Source organism: Streptomyces sp. NPDC026515, from assembly GCF_055567595.1.
On sequence record NZ_JBVHQD010000014.1, the window covers coordinates 94,115 to 117,202 of the forward strand.

At 72.3% G+C, this 23,088-nt stretch carries 19 protein-coding genes, 1 tRNA gene and 1 pseudogene; 16 read left to right on the forward strand and 5 right to left on the reverse strand.

All coding sequences use genetic code 11. The annotated features are described in order from the left end of the window. Nucleotides 1-89 precede the first annotated feature (89 nt). Complete coding sequence (locus ACZ4O3_RS27830) at nt 90-371, forward strand: HU family DNA-binding protein (RefSeq protein ID WP_189268239.1); 282 nt, start codon at nt 90-92, stop codon at nt 369-371. Nucleotides 372-482: 111 nt separating this feature from the next. Here the strand turns inward: ACZ4O3_RS27830 and murA are convergent, their stop codons facing one another. Continuing rightward, nucleotides 483-1,829, reverse strand: a complete 1,347-nt coding sequence (gene murA, locus ACZ4O3_RS27835; protein ID WP_362721806.1) for a UDP-N-acetylglucosamine 1-carboxyvinyltransferase — start codon at nt 1,827-1,829, stop codon at nt 483-485. Between the two features lie 250 nt (nt 1,830-2,079). On the opposite strand from murA, the gene ACZ4O3_RS27840 reads away from it, so the two are divergent. From ACZ4O3_RS27840 to ACZ4O3_RS27890, 11 genes are all read left to right on the forward strand, one after another. Continuing rightward, nucleotides 2,080-2,652, forward strand: a complete 573-nt coding sequence (locus ACZ4O3_RS27840; RefSeq protein WP_351701322.1) for a YqgE/AlgH family protein — start codon at nt 2,080-2,082, stop codon at nt 2,650-2,652. 51 nt (nt 2,653-2,703) lie between these two features. Continuing rightward, nucleotides 2,704-2,985, forward strand: a complete 282-nt coding sequence (locus ACZ4O3_RS27845; protein WP_351701319.1) for a DUF3039 domain-containing protein — start codon at nt 2,704-2,706, stop codon at nt 2,983-2,985. A 247-nt stretch (nt 2,986-3,232) separates the two neighbouring features. Further along, the gene (locus ACZ4O3_RS27850; protein ID WP_362721813.1) at nt 3,233-4,522 is read left to right on the forward strand and encodes an extracellular solute-binding protein; all 1,290 of its coding nucleotides are present in this window, start codon (nt 3,233-3,235) and stop codon (nt 4,520-4,522) included. Then, entirely contained in the window at nt 4,519-5,469 is a 951-nt protein-coding gene (locus ACZ4O3_RS27855; RefSeq protein WP_362721816.1) for a carbohydrate ABC transporter permease, read from the forward strand. The genes ACZ4O3_RS27850 and ACZ4O3_RS27855 overlap by 4 nt, the downstream gene beginning before the upstream one ends. A 5-nt stretch (nt 5,470-5,474) precedes the next feature. Beyond that, nucleotides 5,475-6,320 carry a carbohydrate ABC transporter permease gene (locus ACZ4O3_RS27860; protein ID WP_467724813.1) on the forward strand — a complete coding sequence of 282 codons (846 nt, stop codon included), beginning with the start codon at nt 5,475-5,477 and terminating at the stop codon, nt 6,318-6,320. 1 nt (nt 6,321) lies between these two features. Then, nucleotides 6,322-7,971 (forward strand): beta-N-acetylhexosaminidase, encoded by a 1,650-nt coding sequence (locus tag ACZ4O3_RS27865; RefSeq protein WP_467724815.1) that lies wholly within the window; start codon nt 6,322-6,324, stop codon nt 7,969-7,971. Between the two features lie 261 nt (nt 7,972-8,232). Further along, the gene (locus ACZ4O3_RS27870; RefSeq protein ID WP_467724816.1) at nt 8,233-9,126 is read left to right on the forward strand and encodes an FAD binding domain-containing protein; all 894 of its coding nucleotides are present in this window, start codon (nt 8,233-8,235) and stop codon (nt 9,124-9,126) included. Further along, nucleotides 9,123-10,844 (forward strand): (2Fe-2S)-binding protein, encoded by a 1,722-nt coding sequence (locus ACZ4O3_RS27875; protein ID WP_467724818.1) that lies wholly within the window; start codon nt 9,123-9,125, stop codon nt 10,842-10,844. Before ACZ4O3_RS27870 ends, ACZ4O3_RS27875 begins: the two co-directional genes overlap by 4 nt. After that, nucleotides 10,841-13,153 carry a xanthine dehydrogenase family protein molybdopterin-binding subunit gene (locus ACZ4O3_RS27880; protein WP_467724820.1) on the forward strand — a complete coding sequence of 771 codons (2,313 nt, stop codon included), beginning with the start codon at nt 10,841-10,843 and terminating at the stop codon, nt 13,151-13,153. Before ACZ4O3_RS27875 ends, ACZ4O3_RS27880 begins: the two co-directional genes overlap by 4 nt. A 2-nt stretch (nt 13,154-13,155) precedes the next feature. Continuing rightward, nucleotides 13,156-13,617 carry an AAA family ATPase gene (locus tag ACZ4O3_RS27885; protein WP_467724942.1) on the forward strand — a complete coding sequence of 154 codons (462 nt, stop codon included), beginning with the start codon at nt 13,156-13,158 and terminating at the stop codon, nt 13,615-13,617. A 172-nt stretch (nt 13,618-13,789) separates the two neighbouring features. After that, on the forward strand, nt 13,790-14,968 hold the full coding sequence (locus tag ACZ4O3_RS27890) for an SUKH-4 family immunity protein (RefSeq protein ID WP_467724821.1): 1,179 nt from the start codon (nt 13,790-13,792) through the stop codon (nt 14,966-14,968). Nucleotides 14,969-14,996: 28 nt separating this feature from the next. On the opposite strand, the gene ACZ4O3_RS27895 is transcribed toward ACZ4O3_RS27890, so the two are convergent. Genes ACZ4O3_RS27895 through ACZ4O3_RS27905 form a run of 3 tightly spaced genes read right to left on the reverse strand, consistent with a single transcriptional unit; the run spans nt 14,997 to nt 17,694 of the window. After that, on the reverse strand, nt 14,997-15,698 hold the full coding sequence (locus ACZ4O3_RS27895) for a response regulator (RefSeq protein ID WP_384988762.1): 702 nt from the start codon (nt 15,696-15,698) through the stop codon (nt 14,997-14,999). Beyond that, the gene (locus ACZ4O3_RS27900; RefSeq protein ID WP_467724823.1) at nt 15,695-16,861 is read right to left on the reverse strand and encodes a sensor histidine kinase; all 1,167 of its coding nucleotides are present in this window, start codon (nt 16,859-16,861) and stop codon (nt 15,695-15,697) included. Before ACZ4O3_RS27900 ends, ACZ4O3_RS27895 begins: the two co-directional genes overlap by 4 nt. Then, nucleotides 16,858-17,694 (reverse strand): lysostaphin resistance A-like protein, encoded by an 837-nt coding sequence (locus tag ACZ4O3_RS27905; protein WP_467724825.1) that lies wholly within the window; start codon nt 17,692-17,694, stop codon nt 16,858-16,860. The genes ACZ4O3_RS27900 and ACZ4O3_RS27905 overlap by 4 nt, the downstream gene beginning before the upstream one ends. Nucleotides 17,695-18,006: 312 nt before the next feature. Between ACZ4O3_RS27905 and ACZ4O3_RS27910 the strand changes: the two are divergent. Next, nucleotides 18,007-18,381 (forward strand): annotated as a pseudogene (locus ACZ4O3_RS27910) (SDR family NAD(P)-dependent oxidoreductase); the annotation flags it as partial. A gap of 68 nt (nt 18,382-18,449) precedes the next feature. Here the strand turns inward: ACZ4O3_RS27910 and ACZ4O3_RS27915 are convergent. Next, nucleotides 18,450-18,524, reverse strand: a tRNA-Cys gene (locus tag ACZ4O3_RS27915). Nucleotides 18,525-18,726: 202 nt separating this feature from the next. On the opposite strand from ACZ4O3_RS27915, the gene ACZ4O3_RS27920 reads away from it, so the two are divergent. The 3 genes from ACZ4O3_RS27920 to ACZ4O3_RS27930 all read left to right on the forward strand — a co-directional run bounded on the left by ACZ4O3_RS27920 (nt 18,727) and on the right by ACZ4O3_RS27930 (nt 23,028). Continuing rightward, on the forward strand, nt 18,727-20,166 hold the full coding sequence (locus ACZ4O3_RS27920) for an MFS transporter (RefSeq protein ID WP_467724827.1): 1,440 nt from the start codon (nt 18,727-18,729) through the stop codon (nt 20,164-20,166). Nucleotides 20,167-20,285: 119 nt separating this feature from the next. Then, nucleotides 20,286-22,076 (forward strand): DEAD/DEAH box helicase, encoded by a 1,791-nt coding sequence (locus ACZ4O3_RS27925; RefSeq protein ID WP_362719708.1) that lies wholly within the window; start codon nt 20,286-20,288, stop codon nt 22,074-22,076. 310 nt (nt 22,077-22,386) lie between these two features. Further along, a complete protein-coding gene (locus tag ACZ4O3_RS27930) occupies nt 22,387-23,028 on the forward strand; it encodes an IclR family transcriptional regulator (RefSeq protein WP_362719705.1) in 642 nt (213 codons plus the stop codon). The last annotated feature ends 60 nt before the right edge of the window (nt 23,029-23,088 follow it).

The window sequence follows — 23,088 nt, forward strand, 5'->3', positions numbered from 1 at the left end:
CGCAGGTGGGGGCAGGATGCGTCCCGGCCCAACATGCGGCTCCGCCGCGTGGCACGCCTCAATGGCAAGAAGAACACGGGAGTAACAACATGAACCGCAGTGAGCTGGTGGCCGCGCTGGCCGACCGTGCCGAGGTGACTCGCAAGGACGCCGACGCCGTGCTGGCCGCGTTCGCCGACGTCGTCGGCGACATCGTCTCCAAGGGCGACGAGAAGGTCACCATCCCCGGCTTCCTGACCTTCGAGCGCACCCACCGTGCCGCTCGTACCGCGCGCAACCCGCAGACCGGCGAGCCGATCAACATCCCGGCCGGCTTCAGCGTGAAGGTCTCCGCGGGCTCGAAGCTGAAGGAATCCGCGAAGGGCAAGTGACCTTGCCTTCCGTAGGCCACGGGACGACGGCCTACGGCGTGTAACACGACGATGGGGCGGCCCCTCCACCAGGGGCCGCCCCATCGTCGTACCGTTGCGACTCTCCGGGAACTAGCCGAGGGCCTTGCCCGGCAGCTCCACCTTCGCCCCGAGCTCCATGAGCTTCTCCATGAAGTTCTCGTAGCCGCGGTTGATGAGGTCGATGCCGTGCACCCGGGACGTGCCCTGGGCCGCGAGGGCGGCGATCAGGTACGAGAAGCCGCCGCGCAGGTCGGGGATGACCAGGTCGGCGCCCTGGAGCCGGGTAGGCCCGGAGACGACCGCCGAGTGCAGGAAGTTGCGCTGGCCGAAGCGGCAGGCCGAACCGCCCAGGCACTCGCGGTAGAGCTGGATGTGCGCACCCATCTGGTTCAGCGCGGAGGTGAAGCCGAGCCGCGACTCGTACACCGTCTCGTGCACGATCGACAGGCCCGTCGCCTGGGTCAGGGCCACCACGAGCGGCTGCTGCCAGTCGGTCTGGAAGCCGGGGTGCACGTCGGTCTCCAGCGCGATCGACTTCAGCTGACCGCCCGGGTGCCAGAAGCGGATGCCCTCGTCGTCGATCTCGAAGGCACCGCCCACCTTCCGGTAGGTGTTCAGGAACGTCATCATCGAGCGCTGCTGGGCGCCCCGGACGTAGATGTTGCCCTCGGTCGCCAGCGCCGCCGACGCCCAGGAGGCGGCCTCCAGCCGGTCCGACAGGGCGCGGTGGGTGTAGCCGCCGAGCTTGTCCACACCGGTGATGCTGATGGTCCGGTCGGTGTCCATGGCGATGATCGCGCCCATCTTCTGCAGCACGCAGATGAGGTCCTCGATCTCCGGCTCGACGGCCGCGTTGGACAACTCCGTGACGCCCTCGGCGAGTACGGCCGTCAGCAGCACCTGCTCGGTCGCGCCGACGGACGGGTACGGCAGCCGGATCTTGGTGCCGCGCAGCCCCTTCGGCGCCTCCAGGTACTGGCCGTCCGCGCGCTTCTCGATGGTCGCGCCGAACTGCCGCAGCACGTCGAAGTGGAAGTCGATGGGCCGGCCGCCGATGTCGCAGCCGCCCAGGCCCGGGATGAAGGCGTGCCCGAGCCGGTGCAGCAGCGGGCCGCAGAACAGGATCGGGATACGGCTGGAGCCCGCGTGGGCATCGATGTCAGCGACGTTCGCGCTCTCCACGTAGGTCGGATCCAGCACCAGCTCGCCGGGTTCCTCACCCGGACGGACCGTCACCCCGTGCAGTTGCAGCAGGCCGCGTACGACACGCACGTCACGGATGTCCGGAACGTTGCGCAGCCGGCTCGGCGCACTGCCCAGCAGCGCGGCGACCATGGCCTTGGGTACGAGGTTCTTCGCACCGCGGACACGGATCTCGCCCTCCAGCGGGGTGCCGCCGTGGACAAGCAGTACGTCGTCAGAGCCGTTGACGGTCATGAATCTCGCGTTCCGTGGAGTGGGGCAGGGCCGGAGTGACAGAGTAATCGCCCATCGGCCCCCTGCCGTAAGCCCAAGGACCGTCCAGCTACGTCATAGCTGTGTCACAACACGAACGGTTCACCGCCGGGCACATGGGGTCACCGCCCGTCACCGTGCGCCGGGCCCGCTCCTCTCCGCCCTGAGCTGCATTCACTCGCACACCCCATTGGCTCCCCACGCGAGGGGAAGATGCGGGATCATGTCAGGCATGACCGAGGTGTCCTCGCTCACAGGGCGGCTGCTCGTGGCCACGCCCGCCCTGGCGGACCCGAACTTCGACCGCGCGGTGGTGCTCCTCCTCGACCACGACGAGGAGGGCTCCCTCGGTGTCGTCCTCAACCGCCCCACCCCGGTGGACGTCCGGGACATCCTGGAGGGCTGGGCCGCGCTCGCCGGCGAGCCCGGGGTGGTCTTCCAGGGCGGCCCGGTGTCGCTGGACTCCGCGCTCGGCGTCGCGGTCATCCCGGGCGGCGGCAACGGCGACCGGGCGCCGCTCGGCTGGCGCCGGGTGCACGGCGCGATCGGCCTGGTCGACCTGGAGGCCCCGCCGGAACTGCTCGCCTCGGCCCTCGGCTCCCTGCGGATCTTCGCCGGTTACGCCGGCTGGGGCCCCGGCCAGCTGGAGGACGAACTGGTCGAGGGGGCCTGGTACGTCGTCGAGTCGGAACCCGGCGACGTCTCCTCGCCGTCCCCCGAGAGACTCTGGCGCGAGGTGCTGCGCCGCCAGCGCAACGAACTGGCGATGGTCGCCACCTACCCGGACGACGCCTCGCTCAACTGACTGCGGGCCTTGTCCCCGCCGTTGCCGGGCGCTTCAGTACCCTTGGGCTCTATGAGCACTCTTGAGCCCGAGCGCGGGACTGGTACGGGGACCCTCGTAGAGCCGACGCCACAGGTGTCCCACGGCGACGGCGACCACGAGCGCTTCGCCCACTACGTCCAGAAGGACAAGATCATGGCGAGCGCCCTCGACGGCACCCCCGTCGTGGCGCTGTGCGGCAAGGTGTGGGTGCCGGGCCGCGACCCGAAGAAGTACCCCGTGTGCCCCATGTGCAAGGAGATCTACGACTCCATGGGCAGCGGCGGCGACGGCGAGGGCGGCAAGGACAAGTAGCACCAGCCCGGATCTTCCGAGGCCCCGGGCGCGCTTTGGCGCGCTCCGGGGCCTTTGTCGTGCCCGGCCGTTGCACAGGGTGCGTCCGCCGGTCACAGAGTGGTCGAGACCTCTTGTCGGCATGTTCATGTTGTCCCTACCCTCCGTGGTGTTGTGCAGAGCGAAACCGCGGTTGCACATGTCGCAACGAACGCGGTGTGCAGTGTCGTGAACGCCTACGCTTCAGCGCGCCCCGGAGGGTCACTCCATGAAGCTCCCCGTCCCGGTATGCCTCGTCGCCGCCCTGTTCCTGGCGGCCTGCGCCCCGCAGACCTCCTCCAACTCCGCCTCCGACAAGGACGACAAGAGCGGCACCCTGCGGGTGTGGCTCTTCCAGGAGGTCGGCAACGACCCCAAGCGGAAGGTCGTCGACTCGGTCGTGGCCGACTTCGAGAAGGCGTACCCCGGCGCCGAGGCCGACGTGGAGTACATCCCGGTCGACACCCGCGCACAGCGGGTCAAGGCCGCGTTCAACGACCCGGAGTCGGCCCCGGACGTCATGGAGTACGGCAACACCGACACCGCCGGTTACGTACGGGACGGCGGACTGCTCGACGTCACCGGGGACTTCGGCCGGTGGCCCGAGGCCAAGGACACCGACCCGACGGCCGAGCAGTCGGTCACCGTCGGCGGCAAGGTCTACGGCGCGCCCTTCTACGTCGGCGTCCGTGCCCTCTACTACCGCACCGACGTCTTCGGGGAACTCGGCCTGAAGCCGCCGGCGACCCTGGCCGAACTGGCCTCCACGGCCCGCGCCGTGCGCAGGGCGAAGCCCGACCTGTACGGCCTGGCCGTCGGCGGCGCCTACACCTACGGCGCCATGCCCTTCATCTGGGCCGACGGCGGCGAACTCGCCACCGCGAAGGGCGGCTCGTACGCCTCGGCGATCGACAGCGCGGCCGCTCAGAAGGGCATCAAGGAGTACACGTCCCTCTTCGGCGACGACAACTGCCCGGCCGCCAAGTGCGCCGGCTTCGGCGGCAACGACACGGTCACCGCGTTCGCGGCCGGCAAGGCGGCGATGGCGATCGGGGGCGACTTCAGCCACGCGGCCGTGGAGGCGGGCGCGGTCAAGGGCAAGTACGCGGTGGTGCCGCTGCCGGGGGCCACGGCCGGAACCGTCGCGCCGGCCTTCGCGGGCGGCAACAACATCGGGGTGCTGAAGAGCACGGCGCACCGGACGCTGGCCGTCGCGCTGATGGAGGCGCTCACGTCGAAGAAGACGCAGGCCGCGATGTTCGACGCGATGGGGTTCCTGCCGACGTTCACGGACGTCCGCGACCAGGCGGCCGCCAGGGAGCCGTTCGTGAAGCCGTTCGTGGCGACCCTGGCGGCCGGGACGAAGTTCGTGCCCGCGTCGGCGGGGTGGTCGCAGATCGATTCCTCGCTGGTGCTGCCGACGATGTTCCAGGAGGTCATCAGCGGCAGGAAGAGCGTGGGGGCGGCCTCGGGGGAGGCGGCGGAGAAGATGGACGCGGCGTTCGGCTCCGCCGGATGACGCCGAGTGGGGTGGGTGGCGCGGCTCGCGGGCGGGTGCGTGGGGGCTTGTCGCGCAGTTCCCCGCGCCCCTTGGCGAGTCGGGGTGTGCCTTGGCTGTACCTCGCGCCCGCTCTGGTGGTCCTCGGGGGGTTGCTGCTCTACCCGGTCTATCAACTCGGTCTGATCTCAGTCTTCCGGTACACCCAGGCGCAGGTCAGCGGCGGCGAACCCACCGCCTTCGTGGGACTGGACAACTACGCGGACGTGTTCGGCGACGACCGGTTCTGGTCGGTCCTGCTCGCCACCGTGTTCTTCGCCGCCGCGTGCGTCGTGTCGACACTCGCCGTCGGATGTGCGCTCGCCGTGCTGCTCACGCGGGTGCGTGCGGTGCCGCGGGCGGCGTTGATGCTGGCCGCGCTCGGGGCGTGGGCGACCCCGGCGGTCACCGGGTCGACGGTCTGGCTGTTCCTCTTCGACCCGGACTTCGGACCGGTGAACCGGCTGTTCGGGCTCGGCGGCCACTCCTGGACGTACGGGCGGTACAGCGCCTTCCTGCTGGTGCTGCTCGAAGTGGTCTGGTGCTCCTTCCCGTTCGTCATGGTCACCGTGTACGCCGGGATCCGCGCCGTACCGTCCGAGGTGCTGGAGGCCGCCGCGCTGGACGGCGCCTCGCAGTGGCGGATCTGGCGGTCGGTGCTGGCGCCGATGCTCCGGCCGATCCTCATGGTCGTCACCATCCAGTCGGTGATCTGGGACTTCAAGATCTTCACGCAGATCTACGTGATGACCGGCGGGGGCGGGATCGCGGGACAGAACCTGGTGCTCAACGTGTACGCCTATCAGCAGGCCTTCGCCTCCTCGCAGTACGGGCTCGGCGCCGCCCTCGGCGTCGTCACGCTGCTGATCCTGCTCGCCGTGACCCTCGGCCACCTGCGGCTGCTGCGCCGGCAGGGGGAGGAACTGTGACCGTCGTGAATCCTGTGCGCGGATCGCTCCGGCGGCCGGGGCGGACGGCCGCCGACGCCGTGGCGCTGGTGATCGCCGCAGTGGTCGCCTTTCCGCTGTACTGGATGGTGCTGGGCGCCTTCAGACCGGCCGGCGAGATCGAGTCCGACCGGCCCCGGCCCTGGACCCTGGAGCCCTCTCTGGGCTCCTTCCGGCGGGTCTTCGGGCAGCAGGAATTCGGCCGGTATTTCGTCAACAGCGTTGTCGTCGCGGGCAGTGTGGTCATCGTCTCGGCGCTGATCGCCTTTCTCGCCGCGACCGCCGTGACGAGATTCCGGTTCCGCTTCCGGACCACCCTGCTGATCATGTTTCTGGTGGCCCAGATGGTGCCCGTCGAGGCCCTCGCCATCCCCTTGTTCTTCCAGCTGCGGGACCTCGGTCTGCTGAACACGCTGGGCTCGCTGATCCTGCCCCACATCGCCTTCTCGCTGCCCTTCGCGATCTGGATGCTGCGGGGGTTCGTGAAAGGGGTGCCCCAGGCGCTGGAGGAGGCCGCCTGCATCGACGGGGCGAGCCGGTCGCGCTTTCTCTGGCAGATCCTTTTCCCGCTCGTGCTGCCGGGTCTGGTCGCCACGAGCGTGTTTTCCTTCATCTCCGCCTGGAACGACTTCCTGTTCGCCAAGTCCTTCATCATCAGCGACACTTCGCAGTCCACGCTGCCGATGGCGCTGCTGGTGTTCTACAAGCCGGACGACCCGGACTGGGGCGGGGTCACGGCGGCCTCCACGGTGATGACGATTCCGGTGCTGGTGTTCTTCGTACTCGTACAGCGACGGCTGGTCTCCGGGCTGGGCGGAGCGGTCAAGGACTGACATGACTTCCGAAGTGGATCTGATTCCGGCGCCGCGCTCGATCGAGGGGCCGATGCGGTGCGGTGTCCCGTTCGACGAGGGCACCACCCTGTGGGCCGCCCCCGGCACCGAGGGGACCGAACGCTGGCTGCGCTCGGCTCTCGGCGAGGCCCTCGGGCTGCCGCTGCGGCCCGGCCCCGAGGGCGCCCGCGACTCGGTACGGCTGTGCCTGGACGGCTCGCTGGAGCCCGAGGCGTACCGGCTGAGCGTGATCGCCGGCCTGGGCGTCGAGATCCGCGGCGGCGGCCCGGCAGGCGTCTTCTGGGGCGCCCAGACCCTGCGCCAGCTGCTGGGTCCCGATGCCTTCCGCCGCGCGCCCGTGCGCCCCGGGATCCGGTACGGAATCCCGCACCAGATCGTCGAGGACGCGCCCCGATTCCGCTGGCGCGGCCTCATGCTCGACGTCGCCCGGCACTTCATGCCCAAGGAAGGCGTCCTGCGCTACCTGGATCTCATGGCCGCGCACAAACTCAACGTCTTCCACTTCCACCTGACGGACGACCAGGGCTGGCGCATCCCGATCGAGCGCCACCCCCGGCTCACCGAGGTCGGTTCCTGGCGGGCCCGCACGAAATTCGGCCACCGGGCCTCACCGCTGTGGGAGGAGAAGCCGCACGGCGGCCACTACACCCGGGACGACATCGGGGAGATCGTCGCCTACGCGGCCGAGCGGCATATCACGGTGGTCCCCGAAATCGACGTGCCCGGCCACTCGCAGGCCGCCATCGCCGCGTATCCGGAACTCGGCAACACCGACGTCATCGACACCGCCTCCCTGACCGTCTGGGACACCTGGGGGATCTCTCCGAACGTACTCGCCCCCACCGACAACACCCTGCGCTTCTACGAGGGGGTGTTCGAGGAAGTGCTGGAGCTGTTCCCGGCGGACGCCGCCGGGTTCTCGGCGTTCGTTCACATTGGCGGCGACGAATGCCTCAAGGACCAGTGGCGGGCGTCACCGTCGGCACAAGCCCGGATGAAGGAACTCGGGCTCGCGGACGAGGACGCGTTGCAGTCGTGGTTCATCGGCCACTTCGCCAAGTGGCTTTCCGCGCGCGGTCGCAGGGCGATCGGCTGGGACGAGATCCTGGAGGGCGGCATCGCCGAGGGCGTGGCCGTCTCGTCCTGGCGCGGTTACGGCGGCGGGATCGCGGCCGCGCGCGCCGGTCACGACGTCGTCATGTGCCCCGAACAGCACGTGTACCTGGACCACCGGCAGGCGGCCGGCGCGGACGAGCCGGTACCGATCGGATATGTGCGCACCCTGGAGGACGTGTATCGGTTCGAACCGGTTCCACCGGACCTCGACGCGTCGGAGGCAGGTCATGTGCTGGGCGCCCAGGCCAATGTCTGGACCGAGGTGATGGAGGATCACGCGCGCGTGGACTACCAGGTCTTCCCCCGGCTGGCGGCCTTCGCCGAGGTCGCCTGGAGCGCACTCCCCGTCCCGGCGGAACGGGACTTCGCCGGCTTCGAACGCCGGATGGCCGCCCACCGCCGGCGGCTGGACGCCCTGGGCGTGGCCTACCGTCCGCCGGCCGGCCCCCTGCCGTGGCAGCGGCGCCCCGGGGTGCCGGGCCGCCCGGTCGACGGGCCGCCCCCGAGCCGGTAGCCCTCTCCCGTCACCTGCCCGCCCCGAACACGTAGGGGAAAAAGACCCCGAGAGTCACCGAAGAGTGTCAATCGGAACCCACCGGTAATGGCATACGAAAACGGAACATGTCGCTTGTGAGGTGGGCGAATGCCTCCTAGCGGACCCGTGCGTTCGAGGCTTGCGAAGATGTGCCAGAGTTGCCACGTCCGCCCTGTGAGCACGTACCGTACGGCCACACAGGTGGGACCAGGTGGGGGCAGCGGGAAGGGGCAGCCGGTTTTGACCACGCACGCACCGCAGGCGGCGCAGTCCGTCACGCTGCCCACGACACTGAACGAAGCCGTGGCGGCCCTCACCGCCATGCCCGCCGCGGTCCCCGTGGCGGGCGGTACCGACCTGATGGCCGCCGTCAACTCGGGCCAGCTCCGGCCCGCCGCCCTGGTCGGCCTCGGCCGGATCAGCGAGATCCGCGGCTGGCAGTACCAGGACGGCAACGCGCTGCTCGGCGCGGGACTCACCCATGCGCGCATGGGCCGCCCCGACTTCGCGGCCCTGATCCCGGCGCTCGCCGCCGCCGCGCGGTCCGCCGGCCCGCCGCACATCCGCAACGCGGGCACCCTGGGCGGCAACATCGCCACGGCCGCGCCCACCGGCGACGCGCTGCCGGTGCTCGCCGCCCTCGAGGCGACGCTGGTCATCGCGGGGCCGGGCGGCTCCCGCCGGGAGATCCCGGTCTCGCACCTGCTGGCCGGGGTGGAGATGCTCCGCGGGGGCGAGCTGATCGCCTTCGTCCGGGTGCCGCTGCTGCACGCCCCGCAGGTCTTCCTGAAGGCCACCGGCCGCACCGGACCCGGCCGCTCGGTGGCCTCCGTGGCGCTCGTCCTCGACCCCGCGCGGCGCGGGGTCAGATGCGCCGTCGGAGCCATAGCGCCGATGCCGCTGCGGCCGCTGGAGGCCGAGCAGTGGGTGGCCCGGCTCATCGACTGGGACAACGACCGCGCGCTCGTCCCGGAGGCGCTGCACGCCTTCGGCGAGTACGTCGCCGCCGCCTGCATCCCCGACGCGGCACCCGAGCCGGGCGGCTCGGTGCCCCCGCTTCCGCCTGCCGTACTGCACCTGCGGCGCACCGTCGCCGCGCTGGCCCGACGAGCACTGGGGAGGGCGCTGTCATGACCGACGAACAGCACGGAGAGGGCGCGCCCTCGGGTGGCGGCCGCTGGGACCCGCTGCCGCAGGGCGACTACGACGACGGCGCGACCGCCTTCGTGAAGCTCCCCGAGGGCGGCATCGAGGCCCTGCTGTCCCGCGACAGCCCCCTGGCCGCGCCCGGACACGGCTACGTGCCGCCGCAGATAGCGGCCGCCCCCGGCACCGAGACCTGGGGCGTGCAGACCGGGAGCGGCCAGTGGCCCGACCCGAACGCGGTTCCCCAGGAGCGGCCGGCCGACGACCGGTTCACGTACCAGCCCGCCGCGACCCAGCAGTGGACGTACGAGGAGCCGCCGCCCGCGCCCGGTCACGACGTGACCGGGCAGTGGTCGATCCCTGTCGCGAACGGCGATGTTCCGGACGAATCGGGCGAGTTCACCACATCCGCGCTCATGGAGCAGTGGGGCGGCACGCCACCGGCGACCCTGCCGGGCGGCGCACCGGCACCCTGGGCGTCGGAGGTCCAGGCCTGGGAGCACCCCGTACAGGCCCCTGAGGGCCCCTCAGGGGCCCCGGCGGACCACGGTGGCCCTCCGGCCCCAGGTGCCCCGTCCGAGGCCGCCGGTGCGGCGCCCGCACCCGACGTGGTCCCGGTCGGCGAACCGGGCGACCCCGGCGACACGGGCGAACTCCGCGCCGTCGGCGAGTCCGGTGCCGCGGCCACCCGGCACACGACCGGCGAGTCGCCCGGCACCGGTGAACCGGACACGTCCGAAGCCCTCGGAGCCGACGAGCCCCACGACGCGTCGGCCCCGCACCCCGCCCGGGGCTTCGACCCGCGGCCCGCCGACGGCGACGCGCTCCCGACGGCGCCCCCCGCACCCGACGACGAGGACAGCGCGCCGGGCGCGGACGGGACGGAACCCGCCGAAGGCGAAGCCGAGGCGATCGACGATCACCCCCTCGCCTCCTACGTCCTGCGCGTCAACAGCACCGACCGCCCCGTCACCGACGCCTGGATCGGCGAGTCGCTCCTCTACGTCCTCCGCGAACGCCTCGGCCTGGCCGGCGCCAAGGACGGCTGCTCCCAGGGCGAATGCGGCGCCTGCAACGTCCAGGTCGACGGCCGCCTGGTCGCCTCCTGCCTGGTTCCCGCGGTGACCGCGGCCGGCAGCGAGGTGCGCACGGTCGAGGGACTCGCCCAGGACGGCCGGCCCTCGGACGTCCAGCGCGCGCTGGCCCTGCGCGGAGCCGTCCAGTGCGGCTTCTGCGTCCCGGGCATGGCCATGACCGTCCACGACCTGCTGGAAGGCAACCCGGCACCCACCGAGATGGAGACCCGTCAGGCCCTGTGCGGCAACCTCTGCCGCTGCTCGGGCTACCGGGGCGTGCTGGACGCCGTCCAGGAGGTCGTCGCCGAACGCGAGGCACACGCCGCCGCCGACGCCGAGACGGGCGGCGACGAGGCCCGCATTCCGCATCAGGCGGGACCGGGTGCCGGCGGCGTCAACGCCTCGGCGTTCGACTCCCCGGGCACCTTCGCGTCGCCCGCCCAGCGCGAGCAGTCGTCCTACGACGCCCTGCGCGAGCAGTCGTACGACCAGTCCTTCGGCGGCGACCAGTCCTTCGGCGGCGATCAGTCGTTCGGCGGCGACCGGAGCTTCGGCGGGAACCAGACGTTCGGCGACCAGAGCCAGAGCTACGGCGACCAGCCCTACGGATCGGACGGAGGCCAGGCATGACCAACGAGACCGTCGCCACGACCACCGCCGCGGACAGCGCCGACCCCGCGCCCGAGCAGCCGCCGCACGGCCTCGGCGTGTCGCTGCCGGCCGCCGACGCGCGCGCGAAGACCGAGGGCACCTTCCCCTACGCGGCCGACCTGTGGGCCGAGGGCCTGCTCTGGGCGGCCGTACTGCGCTCCCCGCACCCGCACGCGCGCATCGTGTCGATCGACACCACCCACGCGCGTGAGATGCCCGGCGTGCGGGCGGTCGTCACCCACGAGGACGTGCCCGGCACCCCCCTGCACGGCCGGGGCACGCCGGACCGCCCGGTGTTCGCCGCCGAGGTCGTACGGCACCACGGCGAGCCCATCGCCGCCGTCGCCGCCGACCATCCCGACACGGCCCGGATGGCCGCCGCCGCCGTCATCGTCGAGTACGAGGTGCTCGACCCGGTCATCGACCCCGAACAGGCCTTCGAGGCCGAGCCGCTGCACCCCGACGGCAACCTGATCCGGCACATCCCGCTGCACCACGGCGACCCGGACGCGGCCGGCGAGATCGTCGTCGAGGGCCAGTACCGCATCGGCCGCGCCGACCCGGCCCCCATCGGCGCCGAGGCCGGACTCGCCGTGCCCCGCCCCGACGGCGGGGTCGAGCTCTACCTGGCCTCCACCGACCCGCACACCGACCGCAACACGGCCGCCGCCTGCTTCGGGCTGTCGCTGGAGCAGGTGAAGATCGTCGTCACCGGCGTGCCCGGCGCCACCGCCGACCGCGAGGACCAGGGCTTCCAGCTGCCGCTCGGCCTGCTCGCCCTGAAGACCGGCTGCCCGGTCAAACTCACCGCCACGCGCGAGGAGTCCTTCCTCGGCCACGCCCACCGCCACCCGACCCTGCTGCGCTACCGGCACCACGCCGACGCCGACGGCAAGCTGATCAAGGTCGAGGCGCAGATCCTGCTCGACGCGGGCGCCTACGCCGACACCTCCGCCGAGTCCCTGGCCGCCGCGGTCTCCTTCGCCTGCGGCCCCTACGTCGTCCCGAACGCCTTCATCGAGGGCTGGGCCGTGCGTACCAACAACCCGCCCTCCGGCCACGTCCGCGGCGAGGGCGCCATGCAGGTGTGCGCCGCCTACGAGGCGCAGATGGACAAGCTGGCGAAGAAGCTCGGCATCGACCCGGCCGAGATCCGCCTGCGCAACGTCCTCGCGACCGGCGACGTGCTGCCCATCGGCCAGACGGTGACGTGTCCGGCCCCCGTCGCCGAGCTGCTCCAGGCGGTACGGGACTTCCCGCTGCCGGCACTGCCCAAGGACACCCCCGAGGACGAGTGGCTGCTGCCCGGCGGCCCCGAGGGCGCGGGCGAGCCGGGCGCGGTGCGCCGCGGCGTCGGCTACGGCCTCGGCATGGTCCACATGCTCGGCATCGAGGGCGCCGACGAGGTCTCGACGGCCACCGTCAAGGTCCACGACGGCATCGCCACCGTGCTCTGCGCCGCCGTGGAGACCGGCCAGGGCTTCACCACCCTGGCCCGCCAGATCGTCCAGGAGACCCTCGGCATCGACGAGGTCCACGTGGCCCCCGTCGACACCGACCAGCCGCCGGCCGGCGCCGGCTGCCGCGGCCGGCACACCTGGGTCTCCGGCGGCGCCGTCGAACGCGCCGCCAAGATGGTCCGCACCCAGCTCCTCCAGCCGCTCGCCCACAAGTTCGGCATGTCCACCGAGCTGCTCCAGATCACCGACGGCAAGATCACGTCCTACGACGGCGTCCTGTCGACCACCGTCACCGAGGCGATGGACGGCAAGGAACTGTGGGCCACGGCCCAGTGCCGTCCGCACCCGACCGAGCCGCTGGACGCGCAGGGCCAGGGTGACGCCTTCGTCGGCCTCGCCTTCTGCGCGATCCGCGCGGTCGTCGACGTGGACATCGAGCTCGGTTCGGTACGGGTCGTGGAGCTGGCCGTCGCCCAGGACGTGGGCCGGGTCCTCAACCCGGCACAGCTCGGCGCGCGGATCGAGGCCGGTGTCACCCAGGGCGTCGGCATCGCGCTCACCGAGAACCTGCGCACCCCGCGCGGGCTGATCCGCCACCCCGACCTCACCGGCTACGCCCTCCCGACCGCCCTGGACGCGCCGGACATCCGGATCGTCAAGCTGGTCGAGGAACGGGACGTGGTCGCGCCCTTCGGCGCCAAGTCGGTCAGCGCGGTACCGGTCGTGACGTCCCCGGCGGCCATCGCCTCCGCCGTCCGCGCCGCCACCGGCCGCCCGGTCAACCGCCTCCCGATCCGCCCGCAGGCGGCGGTCGTCACCGGTCAGTGAGCCTGTCCGGGGTCGTCGTGATCACCGGGACCACGGCGTCGGGCAAGTCGACGGTCGCGCAGGCGCTCGCCAAGAGGCTCCCGCGGGCGGCGCACGTCCGTGGTGACGCCTTCCGCCGGATGATCGTCTCCGGCCGGGCGGAGTACACGCCCGGGGCCGCGGCGGTCGTCCAGGACGTGCTGCTGGGCCCCGAGCCGGCGTCCTACGTCGAACGGATCCGCACCCGTCCGCTGCACGTCGTCGTCCTCGCCCCCAGCCCCGAGGCGGTGGCCAAGCGGGGGGCGGGGCGGGAGGCGGGGCGGCCGAAGACCGGGTACGGACCCGCGTGGACGATCGCCGGCCCGGACGCGGAACCACGGTTGCGCACCGAGGCGTTGGGTCCGTTGCTGGACACCTCGGCGTTGACCGTGGAACAGACGGTGGCGGCGATTGTCACCGGGACGGAACGGGCGAGGGCCGTCTGACGTCTCTTGTCCACGGGGCGTTGTCAGTGGTGCGGCGTAGTGTTCTGGGCAGTGGGGACGGCCGTTTCGGAGGGGAAGCCCGAACGGCACACCGTGCCCTGCTCAGGACGGCCGACGGCACACCACTCCGAACCACTTGCGTTTCCTGGACTCTTTGATCGCGGGGGCAGCGATGAGCACGACCAGCACGACCGGCAGCGGGGCGGCGGCGATCACGCTGACCGAGGCAGAACTGGACCGTTACATCACGCACGAACCGACCCGCATGTGGCTCTCCGGCCCCGGACTCCCCGACACCGGCGGCCTGTTGACGTTCGAACCGCTCCGCACGGCCGGCCTGCGCACGCTCGCCGACGTCGCGGACCTCACGGCCGGCCCGTCCCGGCTCGCGGAGGACCTCCGGGACCGGCTGGTGATAGGCGAACTGCTGGCTCCGGCCGGCCTCGACACGGAGTCGATCCTCCTCGACGGCGGCACCGGCGAGATCAGCACGGCCTACCTGGTCGACCCGGCCGACCCGCGCCCGCTTGCGCCCTCGCTGGAGACGCTGCTGCGGTTCGCCGCGGTCACCGAGGAACTGACGGGCCTGCGCGGCCGTTTCGCCGCTCTCGCCGGCACCTACGGCACCAAGACGGCCACCGAGGCGTCCCGCAGGCTGCTGGAGCTCTTCGAGGAGGGCACGGCAGGCCGGGTCCCACCGTACTGGAAGGCGACGGCGCTGATCCGCCCTCTCAGCCTGGTCGCGGGCCCGGGCACGGACTCCGGGCTCGCCGTCGACCTGCCGGCCCGGCTCCTGGACCAGGAGTTCGGGCAGGGCCGGGTGGCCCGCTTCGAGGAGGTCGACTTCCCGCCCACGCTCACCCACGAGCCGACCCGCCGCTTCCTGCGCGAGACCGGCCTCCCGGAGGACGCGGTCCTCTTCCACCTCGACCCGGACGCCCCGCTCCCCACCCTCCGGGAGTACTTCACCGACGTCCACACCGGCGACTTCCCGCTGGAGGCCCTGCCGCCCCACGCCGGGCGGCTCATACGCCTCGGCCACCTGGTCGAGGAGAACAGCCTGGTCGTGGACGGGACCACGGGCGCGATCCTCAACTTCTCCGAGCCCGAGGCGACCCTCCACCCCCTCAACACCGACATCTCCACGCTCGCCTTCACCCTGTGGCTCCTCCACCACGAGCGCACCATCGACGAACACCTGAACCACGAACTCACCACGGAGGCCTACGACCAGCTCGCCGCGACGATGCTCCACACCCTGGCGACGATCGACCCCACCCCCACCACGACCGACGCCCAGTGGCACTACTGGACGGAACTCTTCCAGGACGAGGCGGGCGGGGTGCTCTGAGCGGCGGGGCGCTCCGGCCGGGCCCAGGTCAGACCACCAACCCCCGGCGGTAGGCGTAGACGACCGCCTGGACCCGGTCGCGCAGGTCGAGTTTGGTGAGGATGCGGGAGACGAAGGTCTTCACGGTCTCCGGGCTGATCAGCAGGGTCGCGGCGATCTCGCCGTTGGAGAGGCCGTCCGCGATCAGCCGCAGGACCTCCAGCTCCCGCGGGGTCAGCGGGATGTCCTCGGGGGTGCCGCCGTCGGCGGGCCGGATCCGGGCGGCGTACCGGCCCACCAGCCGGCGGGTCACCTCGGGGTCCAGCAGGGCCACGCCGGTTGCCACGGTCCGGATGCCGTGCAGCAGCCGGTCCGGCGGCGCGTCCTTGAGCAGGAACCCGCTCGCGCCCGCGCGCAGCGCCTCGTACACGTACTCGTCCAGGTTGAACGTGGTCACCACGAGCACCTTCACGGGATGCGGCACCCCGGCCCCGGCCAGCAGCCGGGTGGCCTCGATGCCGTCGAGCACCGGCATGCGGACGTCCATGACGACGACGTCCGGGCGCAGCCGGCCGGCGAGGTCGACCGCGGCCCGCCCGTCCCCGCACTCACCGGCCACCGCCAGATCGGGCTGGGCGTCGATGATCGTCGCCAGCCCGGTGCGGATCAGCACCTGGTCGTCGCAGACCAGGACCCGGATCGGCGCCTCGCCCGGGCCGGCGACGGCGGGTTCCCGGCGGGCCGCGGTCACGACGGGTTCCCGGCGGGTATACGGGCCCGTACGACGAAGCCGCCGTCTCCCGCGTGCCCCGCGCTGAACTCGCCGCCCAGCACGGCCACGCGCTCCCGCAGGCCGGCCAGGCCCCGCCCGCTCCCGCCCGGGGACGCGGCGGCCGAGCCGGACCCGTCCGTGCCTACCTCCACGGTGATCTCCTTCCCGCCATGGCGTACGCGTACCGAAGTACGGCTGCCATGGGCGTACTTGAGGGCGTTCGTCAGGGCCTCCTGCACCACCCGGTAGGCCACCAGGTCGGCGCTGCCGGCCGACTGCGCCGGCGTGCCCTCCTCGGTGAACTCCACCGGCTGCCCGGCCCGGCGCGTCTGCTCCACCAGCGAGACCAGCCTCCCGGCGGGCGGCGTCCTGGTGCCGGCGGTGCCGGTGCCGTGGTCGGGGTTGAGCAGGTCGAGCAACTGGCGCAGGTCCGCGATGGCGAGGCGCCCGGTGTCGGTGACGGCGGTCAGGGTCTGGTCGAGCCGGTCGGGCGCCGCGGTGAGGTACCGCGCCGCCTCGGCCTGCACGACCATCGCCGTCACATGGTGGGTCACCACGTCGTGCAACTCCCTGGCGATCGTGGTGCGTTCGGCGGCGCGGGTGTCCTCGGCGACCCGCAGCCGGTGTTCGGCCTCCGCGGCCCGGGTGGCCCGCAGCCACGCCCCGGCACCCCACGCCAGGACCAGCGCGAGATAGAACGTCACGAACTCGCTTACCGTCTCGCCCCCCGACCCCAGCCGGTGCAGCGCGACCGCCAACGGCACGTAGGCCGCGGAGAACAGCAGCGCGGCGGTGCGCCGGTGCCGGTCCAGATGGGCGCCGGCGCTCAGCAGGGCGAGGGGGAGCGCGACACCGGCGACCGAGTGGTAGGCGCGGACCTGGTCGACGGCGAAGCCGAGCGACACCAGGGCGAGCGAGACGGCCGGCCACCGCCTGCGCACGGCGAGCGGCAGGCACTCCAGGCCCAGTGCCAGGCCGGCCGCCGCGTCGAAGGGACGGGTGGGCAGATCACCGACCTGGGTCCCGTTGCCGTGCAGCACCGGCAGGAAGGAACCGGCCAGGATCAGCAGCCCGAGGGGCAGATCCCGGACCGTCACGTCGAGCCGGTGCCACCACCCGGACACCTGCCGAGGACTGATCACCGGGGCAGTGTAGCGACGGAGCCGGCCGGGGTGTCCCGGCGCCGGCGCGGCACCAGGTGCCCGCGCCGCTTGGCCAGCCGCAGGAAGGCGATCGTCACCAGCACCCCGAGCAGCACCGCGTACACGCTCGCCTCCGGCCCGAACTCGCCGCCGGTGATCAGCTGCGCCCCCGAGGTGGAGGCGTCCAGCAGGCCCTGCTGCGCTCCGCTGCCGGAGACCTCGGTACCGAAGATCGCCGACTCGGCGAAGTTCCAGCCGAAGTGCAGGCCGATCGGCAGCCACAGGGTGCGGGTGGCGGCGTACGCGGCGCCGAGCATGCCGCCGGCCTCGATCGCGATGGCGAGGGCGCCCCACAGGGTCGCGTCCTTGTTGAGCAGATGCATCATCCCGAACAGCACACCGGTCGACGTCAAGGCGATCCAGGTGCCGGTGCGCTCCTCGAGGATCCGGAACAGCACGCCCCGGAACAGCAGTTCCTCGGTCACCGCGGCGCCGGCCATGGATCCGATCAGCCCCACCGCGACCGTCACCGACCCCAGGCCGTGCACGGAGTAGTCCCCGAGGAAGGCGATGTTCGCCATCACACACGCGAACGTCACCACGCCGATCAGCGCACCGCGTCCGAACGCCGCCCGGGCGCCGTCCCGCGCCACCTCGGTGCTCGGCCGGTGCTCGGTCCGCCGTACCACCCAGCCGTAGACGGCCACCGCGGCCGCGGCCGTCAGCACGCCGAGGACCAGGGTGAGGAACCAGTTCCCCGCCACCGCGGCGACCGCCTGCCCACCGGCGAAGGCGACCGCCGCCACCGCCAACAACTGCCAGACCAGCCTCATGTCGACTCCTCCTCGTAACCCGCGGACCGACCGCCGCGGAACTGGCCCGAACGCTACGGAGCGGGCGCCCCGGAGTCGTCACCGCACGGTGGACACCTGCGCGTAGCTCGCACGGGGGACAGCGCCGGCACACCGCTGTGCCGCAGCCGGTCCTCGTCCAGGAACAGGACGGGCGAACCGTGCGTTGCGAAGATCAGTGCAGCAAAGGAGCAAACTCATGACCGGCAGCCGGGTGCTCATCCCGGGCGCGTCCCGAGGCATCGGCCGCGCGCTCGCCGACCACCTGGCGGCGGAGGCCGCGCACCCGTGGGCGTGGCCCGCAGCGCGCCCCGCTCCTTTCCCGGCGAGTTCCACGAAGCCGGCCTCGCCGACCGCGCGGCCACCGGCCGGCTCCTCGCGGACGTGCCGGCGGCGGGACCTGTCGACGCCGTGGTCGACAACGTGGGAGCGGTGCGCCCCGCGCCCCTCGGGGAGGTCGCTCTCTCCGACCTGGACGCCGTCTTCGACATGAACGTGCGCACCGCGGTCCAGCTGGTCCAGGCCGTCCTGCCGGGCATGCCCGAACGGTCCTGGGGCCGCGTGGTGAACGTCGGCAGTCTGGTCATCCTGGGGTTGCCCGACCGCACGTCCTACGGCGCGGCCGAGGCCGCCGACGAGTTCCTGGCACGAGGCTGGGCCGGGGAGCTCGCCCCCACGGGATCACCGTCAACGCCGTCGCCCCGGGCGCCACCGGCACCGACACCGAGGTACTGCACTGGAGGCCATGGCGGGATTCGAACCCACGTAACTCGCTTTGCAGGCGAGCCCCTGAACCACTCGGGCACACGGCCGTCGCCGACCGTGTCCTTGGCGGCCGGGTCGGTGATCTGAAGGTAGGCGGGGGTGGGGGAGGGGCTCAAGGGGATCGGCGGGGCTGCAATGGGACTGCCATGTGGCGTTCATGAAGGGGCGGGGGGTCTACGACCAAGGTCCGAGGCGGGGTGGGGCTCGGGACAGGGGCCAAGGCGGGGAATGGGGCTTACCTTGGTCGATATGACCGCCCTGGAGCCCAGCGACGCCGTTGTCGCGGATGAGAACGCCGAGAAGGCCGGCAGAGCCGATGGCGAAGGGGTGCTCGGGCGGTCGTACCGGGCGCTGAGTGTCGGGATCGTGTCCGTGGTGCTGCTGATCGCCTTCGAGGCGACCGCGGTCGGGACGGCGATGCCCGTGGCCGCCCGGGAGCTGGACGGGGTGTCGCTGTACGCGTTCGCCTTCTCCGGGTACTTCACGACGAGCCTGTTCGGGATGGTGCTCGCCGGGCAGTGGTCGGACCGCAGAGGGCCGCTCGGGGCGCTGACGGCGGGGATCGGGGCTTTCGCCGCGGGGCTCGTCGTCGCCGGGACCGCGCAGGTCATGTGGGTGTTCATCGCGGGGCGGGCCGTGCAGGGGTTCGGGGGCGGGCTGGTCATCGTCGCGCTCTACGTGGTGGTGGGGCGGGCCTACCCGGAGCGGCTGCGGCCCGCGATCATGGCCGCCTTCGCCGCCGGCTGGGTGGTGCCGTCCGTCGTCGGGCCGCTGGCCGCCGGCGCGGTGACCGAGCACCTCGGGTGGCGGTGGGTGTTCGTCGGTATCCCGGTGCTCGTGGTGTTCCCGGTCGCGCTCGCCCTTCCCCAGATACGGCGGCGGGCCGGCGGCCCGGTCGCGGAGCGGACGCCGGAGCCCTTCGGGCGGCGGCGGATCCGGCTCGCGCTGGGTATCTCCGTCGGCGCGGGGCTGCTGCAGTACGCGGCTCAGGACCTGCGGTGGGTCTCCCTGCTGCCGGGGGCCGCCGGGTGCGCGCTGCTGGTTCCCGCCGTACTCGGGCTGCTGCCGCGCGGAACCTGCCGCGCGGCCCGCGGGCTGCCGTCGGTGGTCCTGCTGCGCGGGGTCGCGGCCGGTGCGTTCGTCTCCGCCGAGTCCTTCGTGCCGCTGATGCTGGTGACCCAGCGGGGGCTCTCGCCCACCCTCGCCGGGTTCTCCCTGGCCGCGGGCGGGGTCACCTGGGCGCTGGGCTCCTGGGTCCAGGCGCGGCCTCGGGTGGCGCCGTACCGGGGGCGGCTGATGACCCTCGGGATGGTGCTGGTCGCCGCGGCGATCGCCGCCGCGCCCAGCGTGCTCGTGCACGGCGTGCCGGTGTGGACCGTCGCCGTCGCCTGGGCCTTCGGCTGTTTCGGGATGGGCCTGGTGATCGCCTCGTCGAGCGTGCTGATGCTCCGGCTCTCCGCCCCGCACGAGGCCGGCGCCAACTCGGCCGCCCTGCAGATCTCCGACGGACTGTCGAACGCCGTCCTGCTCGCCGCGGCCGGCGCGGCCTTCGCCTCCCTGGGCGGCGGCAGCATGACGGGGACGGCCGGTGCCGGTTCGCACCCGGTCGCCTTCACGGTCGTCTTCCTGCCGATGGCCGCCGTGGCGCTCGTCGGGGTCTGGGTGACGACCCGGCTCCGTGATCTGTGACGTGAGTCCCACCCGGGGGTGAGGCGGCCTTGTCTGCGCGTTGACCGCCGCGGGCCGCCGGTAGGGTGGCCCGGTTGTCATACGCATGCGTAGCCGCCCGACCCCCTACTACGGAGACCGTGACTACCACCGCCGCTTCCTCCCACCACCTTTCGCCGGCCTTCCCTGGCCGGGCACCCTGGGGTACCGCCAGCAAGCTGCGGGCCTGGCAGCAGGGCGCCATGGAGAAGTACGTCCAGGAGCAGCCACGTGACTTCCTCGCCGTCGCCACGCCCGGCGCCGGCAAGACGACGTTCGCGCTGACCCTCGCGTCCTGGCTGCTGCACCACCACGTCGTGCAGCAGATCACGGTCGTCGCCCCCACGGAGCATCTGAAGAAGCAGTGGGCGGAGGCGGCGGCGCGGATAGGGATCAAGCTCGACCCCGAGTACAGCGCGGGACCGCTGAGCCGGGAGTACGACGGGGTCGCCGTCACGTACGCGGGTGTCGGGGTGCGGCCGATGCTGCACCGCAACCGGTCCGAGCAGCGCAAGACGCTCGTCATCCTCGACGAGATCCATCACGCCGGTGACTCGAAGTCCTGGGGCGAGGCCTGCCTGGAGGCGTTCGAGCCGGCGACCCGGCGGCTGGCCCTGACCGGTACGCCGTTCCGGTCCGACACCAACCCCATCCCCTTCGTGACGTACGAGGAGGGGCAGGACGGGATCCGGCGGTCCGCCGCCGACTACACCTACGGGTACGGCAGCGCGCTCGCCGATCACGTCGTGCGGCCGGTCATCTTCCTCTCCTACAGCGGCAGCATGCGCTGGCGGACGAAGGCCGGTGACGAGATCGCCGCGCGGCTCGGCGAGCCGATGACCAAGGACGCCGTCAGCCAGGCCTGGCGTACCGCGCTCGATCCGCGCGGCGAGTGGATGCCGGCCGTGCTGCGCGCCGCCGACCAGCGGCTGACGGAGGTACGCAAGGGGATTCCGGACGCCGGGGCCCTGGTCATCGCCTCGGACCAGGAGTCGGCGCGTGCCTACGCCAAGCTGATCCGTGAGATCACGGGGACCAAGGCGACCGTGGTGCTCTCCGACGACACCGGCGCGTCCAAGCGGATCGACGACTTCAGCGGCAGTGACGACCGGTGGATGGTCGCGGTGCGGATGGTGTCCGAGGGCGTCGACGTGCCCCGGCTGGCGGTGGGGGTCTACGCCACCACCATCTCGACCCCCCTCTTCTTCGCCCAGGCCGTCGGGCGTTTCGTGCGGTCCCGGCGGCGCGGCGAGACCGCGTCCGTGTTCCTGCCGACCGTTCCCGACCTGCTGACCTTCGCCAACGAGATGGAGGTCGAGCGGGACCACGCCCTCGACAAGCCGAGGAAGGACGGCGAGGAGGACCCGTACGCCGAGTCCGAGAAGGAGATGGAGGAGGCGAACAAGGAGCAGGACGAGGACACCGGCGAGCAGGAGCAGTTCGCCTTCGAGGCGCTGGAGTCCGAGGCCGTCTTCGACCGGGTGCTGTACGACGGGGCCGAGTTCGGCATGCAGGCGCACCCGGGGAGCGAGGAGGAGCAGGACTACCTCGGTATCCCGGGGCTGCTGGAGCCCGACCAGGTGCAGCTGCTGTTGCAGAAGCGGCAGGCCCGGCAGATCGCGCACAGTCGCAAGAAGCCGGACGACGAGGCCGACCTGCTGGAACTGCCCGCGGAACGGCGGCCCGTCGTCTCCCACAAGGAGATGATGGAGCTGCGCAAGCAGCTGAACACGATGGTCAGCGCGTATGTGCACCAGAGCGGCAAGCCGCACGGGGTGATCCACACCGAGCTGCGCCGGGTGTGCGGGGGGCCGCCGAGCGCGGAGGCCACGGCGGGACAGCTGCGGCAGCGGATCGCCAAGGTGCAGGAGTGGGCCACCCGGATGCGGTGACACCCCGGCGACACCGTGGTGACACCCGGAGTGTGCGGCGTATATACCGCCACATACCGAAGTACTCCGTACCGGAGCGTGACCGGATTCTGGACGGAGGCTTCCGCTCAGCGAACCCCCTTCGCTACTGTCCGGCTACGCACACGCCCCGTGGCAGCGCCGCCGCGGAGCGCAGCCGTGAAGCGACTGGGTCCGGAGCCGCCGGACCGTCCTGCCGATCGGCGGCCTCTGAAGCGCGTCGCTGACGGGACTCGGCGACGCATCCGCCGCGTCGGAGGCTGCCGACCTCACCACCTAAGGAGTGGGCGTCGTGACCGCGGAGACCTCTCAGACGCTCGACCGGGGCCTCAGGGTCCTCAAGTTGCTGGCCGACACGGACCACGGGCTGACCGTCACCGAGCTATCCAACAAACTGGGCGTGAACCGGACCGTGGTGTACCGGTTGCTCGCCACGCTTGAGCAGCATGCGCTGGTACGGCGTGACCTGGGCGGGCGAGCCCGGGTCGGCCTCGGGGTACTGCGGCTGGGACGGCAGGTGCACCCGCTCGTACGGGAGGCCGCCCTGCCGGCCCTGCGGTCGCTCGCGGAGGACATCGGGGCGACGGCACACCTGACGCTGGTCGACGGGACCGAGGCGCTCGCCGTCGCGGTCGTGGAGCCGACCTGGACCGACTACCACGTGGCGTACCGGGCCGGGTTCCGGCACCCGCTGGACCGGGGGGCCGCCGGGAAGGCGATCCTCTCCGCGCGGCACTCGCCGAAGGACGACCCCGGGTACACGCTGACCCACGGCGAACTCGAGGCCGGCGCGAGCGGTGCGGCGGCCCCCCTGCTCGGGGTCACCGGGGTCGAGGGGAGCGTCGGGGTCGTGATGCTGGCCGATGCCGTGCCCGAGCGAGTGGGGACGCGGGTCATGGACGCGGCGCGGGAGGTCGCGGAGGCGTTGCGCTGAGGGGCCGGGGCGGGGTGGGTGCGGAGCGGGGAGCGATGGCCTGAAGTGGTTGCCGGGTTG

Coding starts and splice junctions, on each gene's coding strand:
- ACZ4O3_RS27830 (WP_189268239.1), top strand. CDS start 90: ATGAACCGCAGTGAGCTGGTGGCCGCGCTGGCCGACCGTGCCGAGGTG.
- murA (WP_362721806.1), bottom strand. CDS start 1,829: ATGACCGTCAACGGCTCTGACGACGTACTGCTTGTCCACGGCGGCACC.
- ACZ4O3_RS27840 (WP_351701322.1), top strand. CDS start 2,080: ATGACCGAGGTGTCCTCGCTCACAGGGCGGCTGCTCGTGGCCACGCCC.
- ACZ4O3_RS27845 (WP_351701319.1), top strand. CDS start 2,704: ATGAGCACTCTTGAGCCCGAGCGCGGGACTGGTACGGGGACCCTCGTA.
- ACZ4O3_RS27850 (WP_362721813.1), top strand. CDS start 3,233: ATGAAGCTCCCCGTCCCGGTATGCCTCGTCGCCGCCCTGTTCCTGGCG.
- ACZ4O3_RS27855 (WP_362721816.1), top strand. CDS start 4,519: ATGACGCCGAGTGGGGTGGGTGGCGCGGCTCGCGGGCGGGTGCGTGGG.
- ACZ4O3_RS27865 (WP_467724815.1), top strand. CDS start 6,322: ATGACTTCCGAAGTGGATCTGATTCCGGCGCCGCGCTCGATCGAGGGG.
- ACZ4O3_RS27875 (WP_467724818.1), top strand. CDS start 9,123: ATGACCGACGAACAGCACGGAGAGGGCGCGCCCTCGGGTGGCGGCCGC.
- ACZ4O3_RS27880 (WP_467724820.1), top strand. CDS start 10,841: ATGACCAACGAGACCGTCGCCACGACCACCGCCGCGGACAGCGCCGAC.
- ACZ4O3_RS27890 (WP_467724821.1), top strand. CDS start 13,790: ATGAGCACGACCAGCACGACCGGCAGCGGGGCGGCGGCGATCACGCTG.
- ACZ4O3_RS27905 (WP_467724825.1), bottom strand. CDS start 17,694: ATGAGGCTGGTCTGGCAGTTGTTGGCGGTGGCGGCGGTCGCCTTCGCC.
- ACZ4O3_RS27920 (WP_467724827.1), top strand. CDS start 18,727: ATGACCGCCCTGGAGCCCAGCGACGCCGTTGTCGCGGATGAGAACGCC.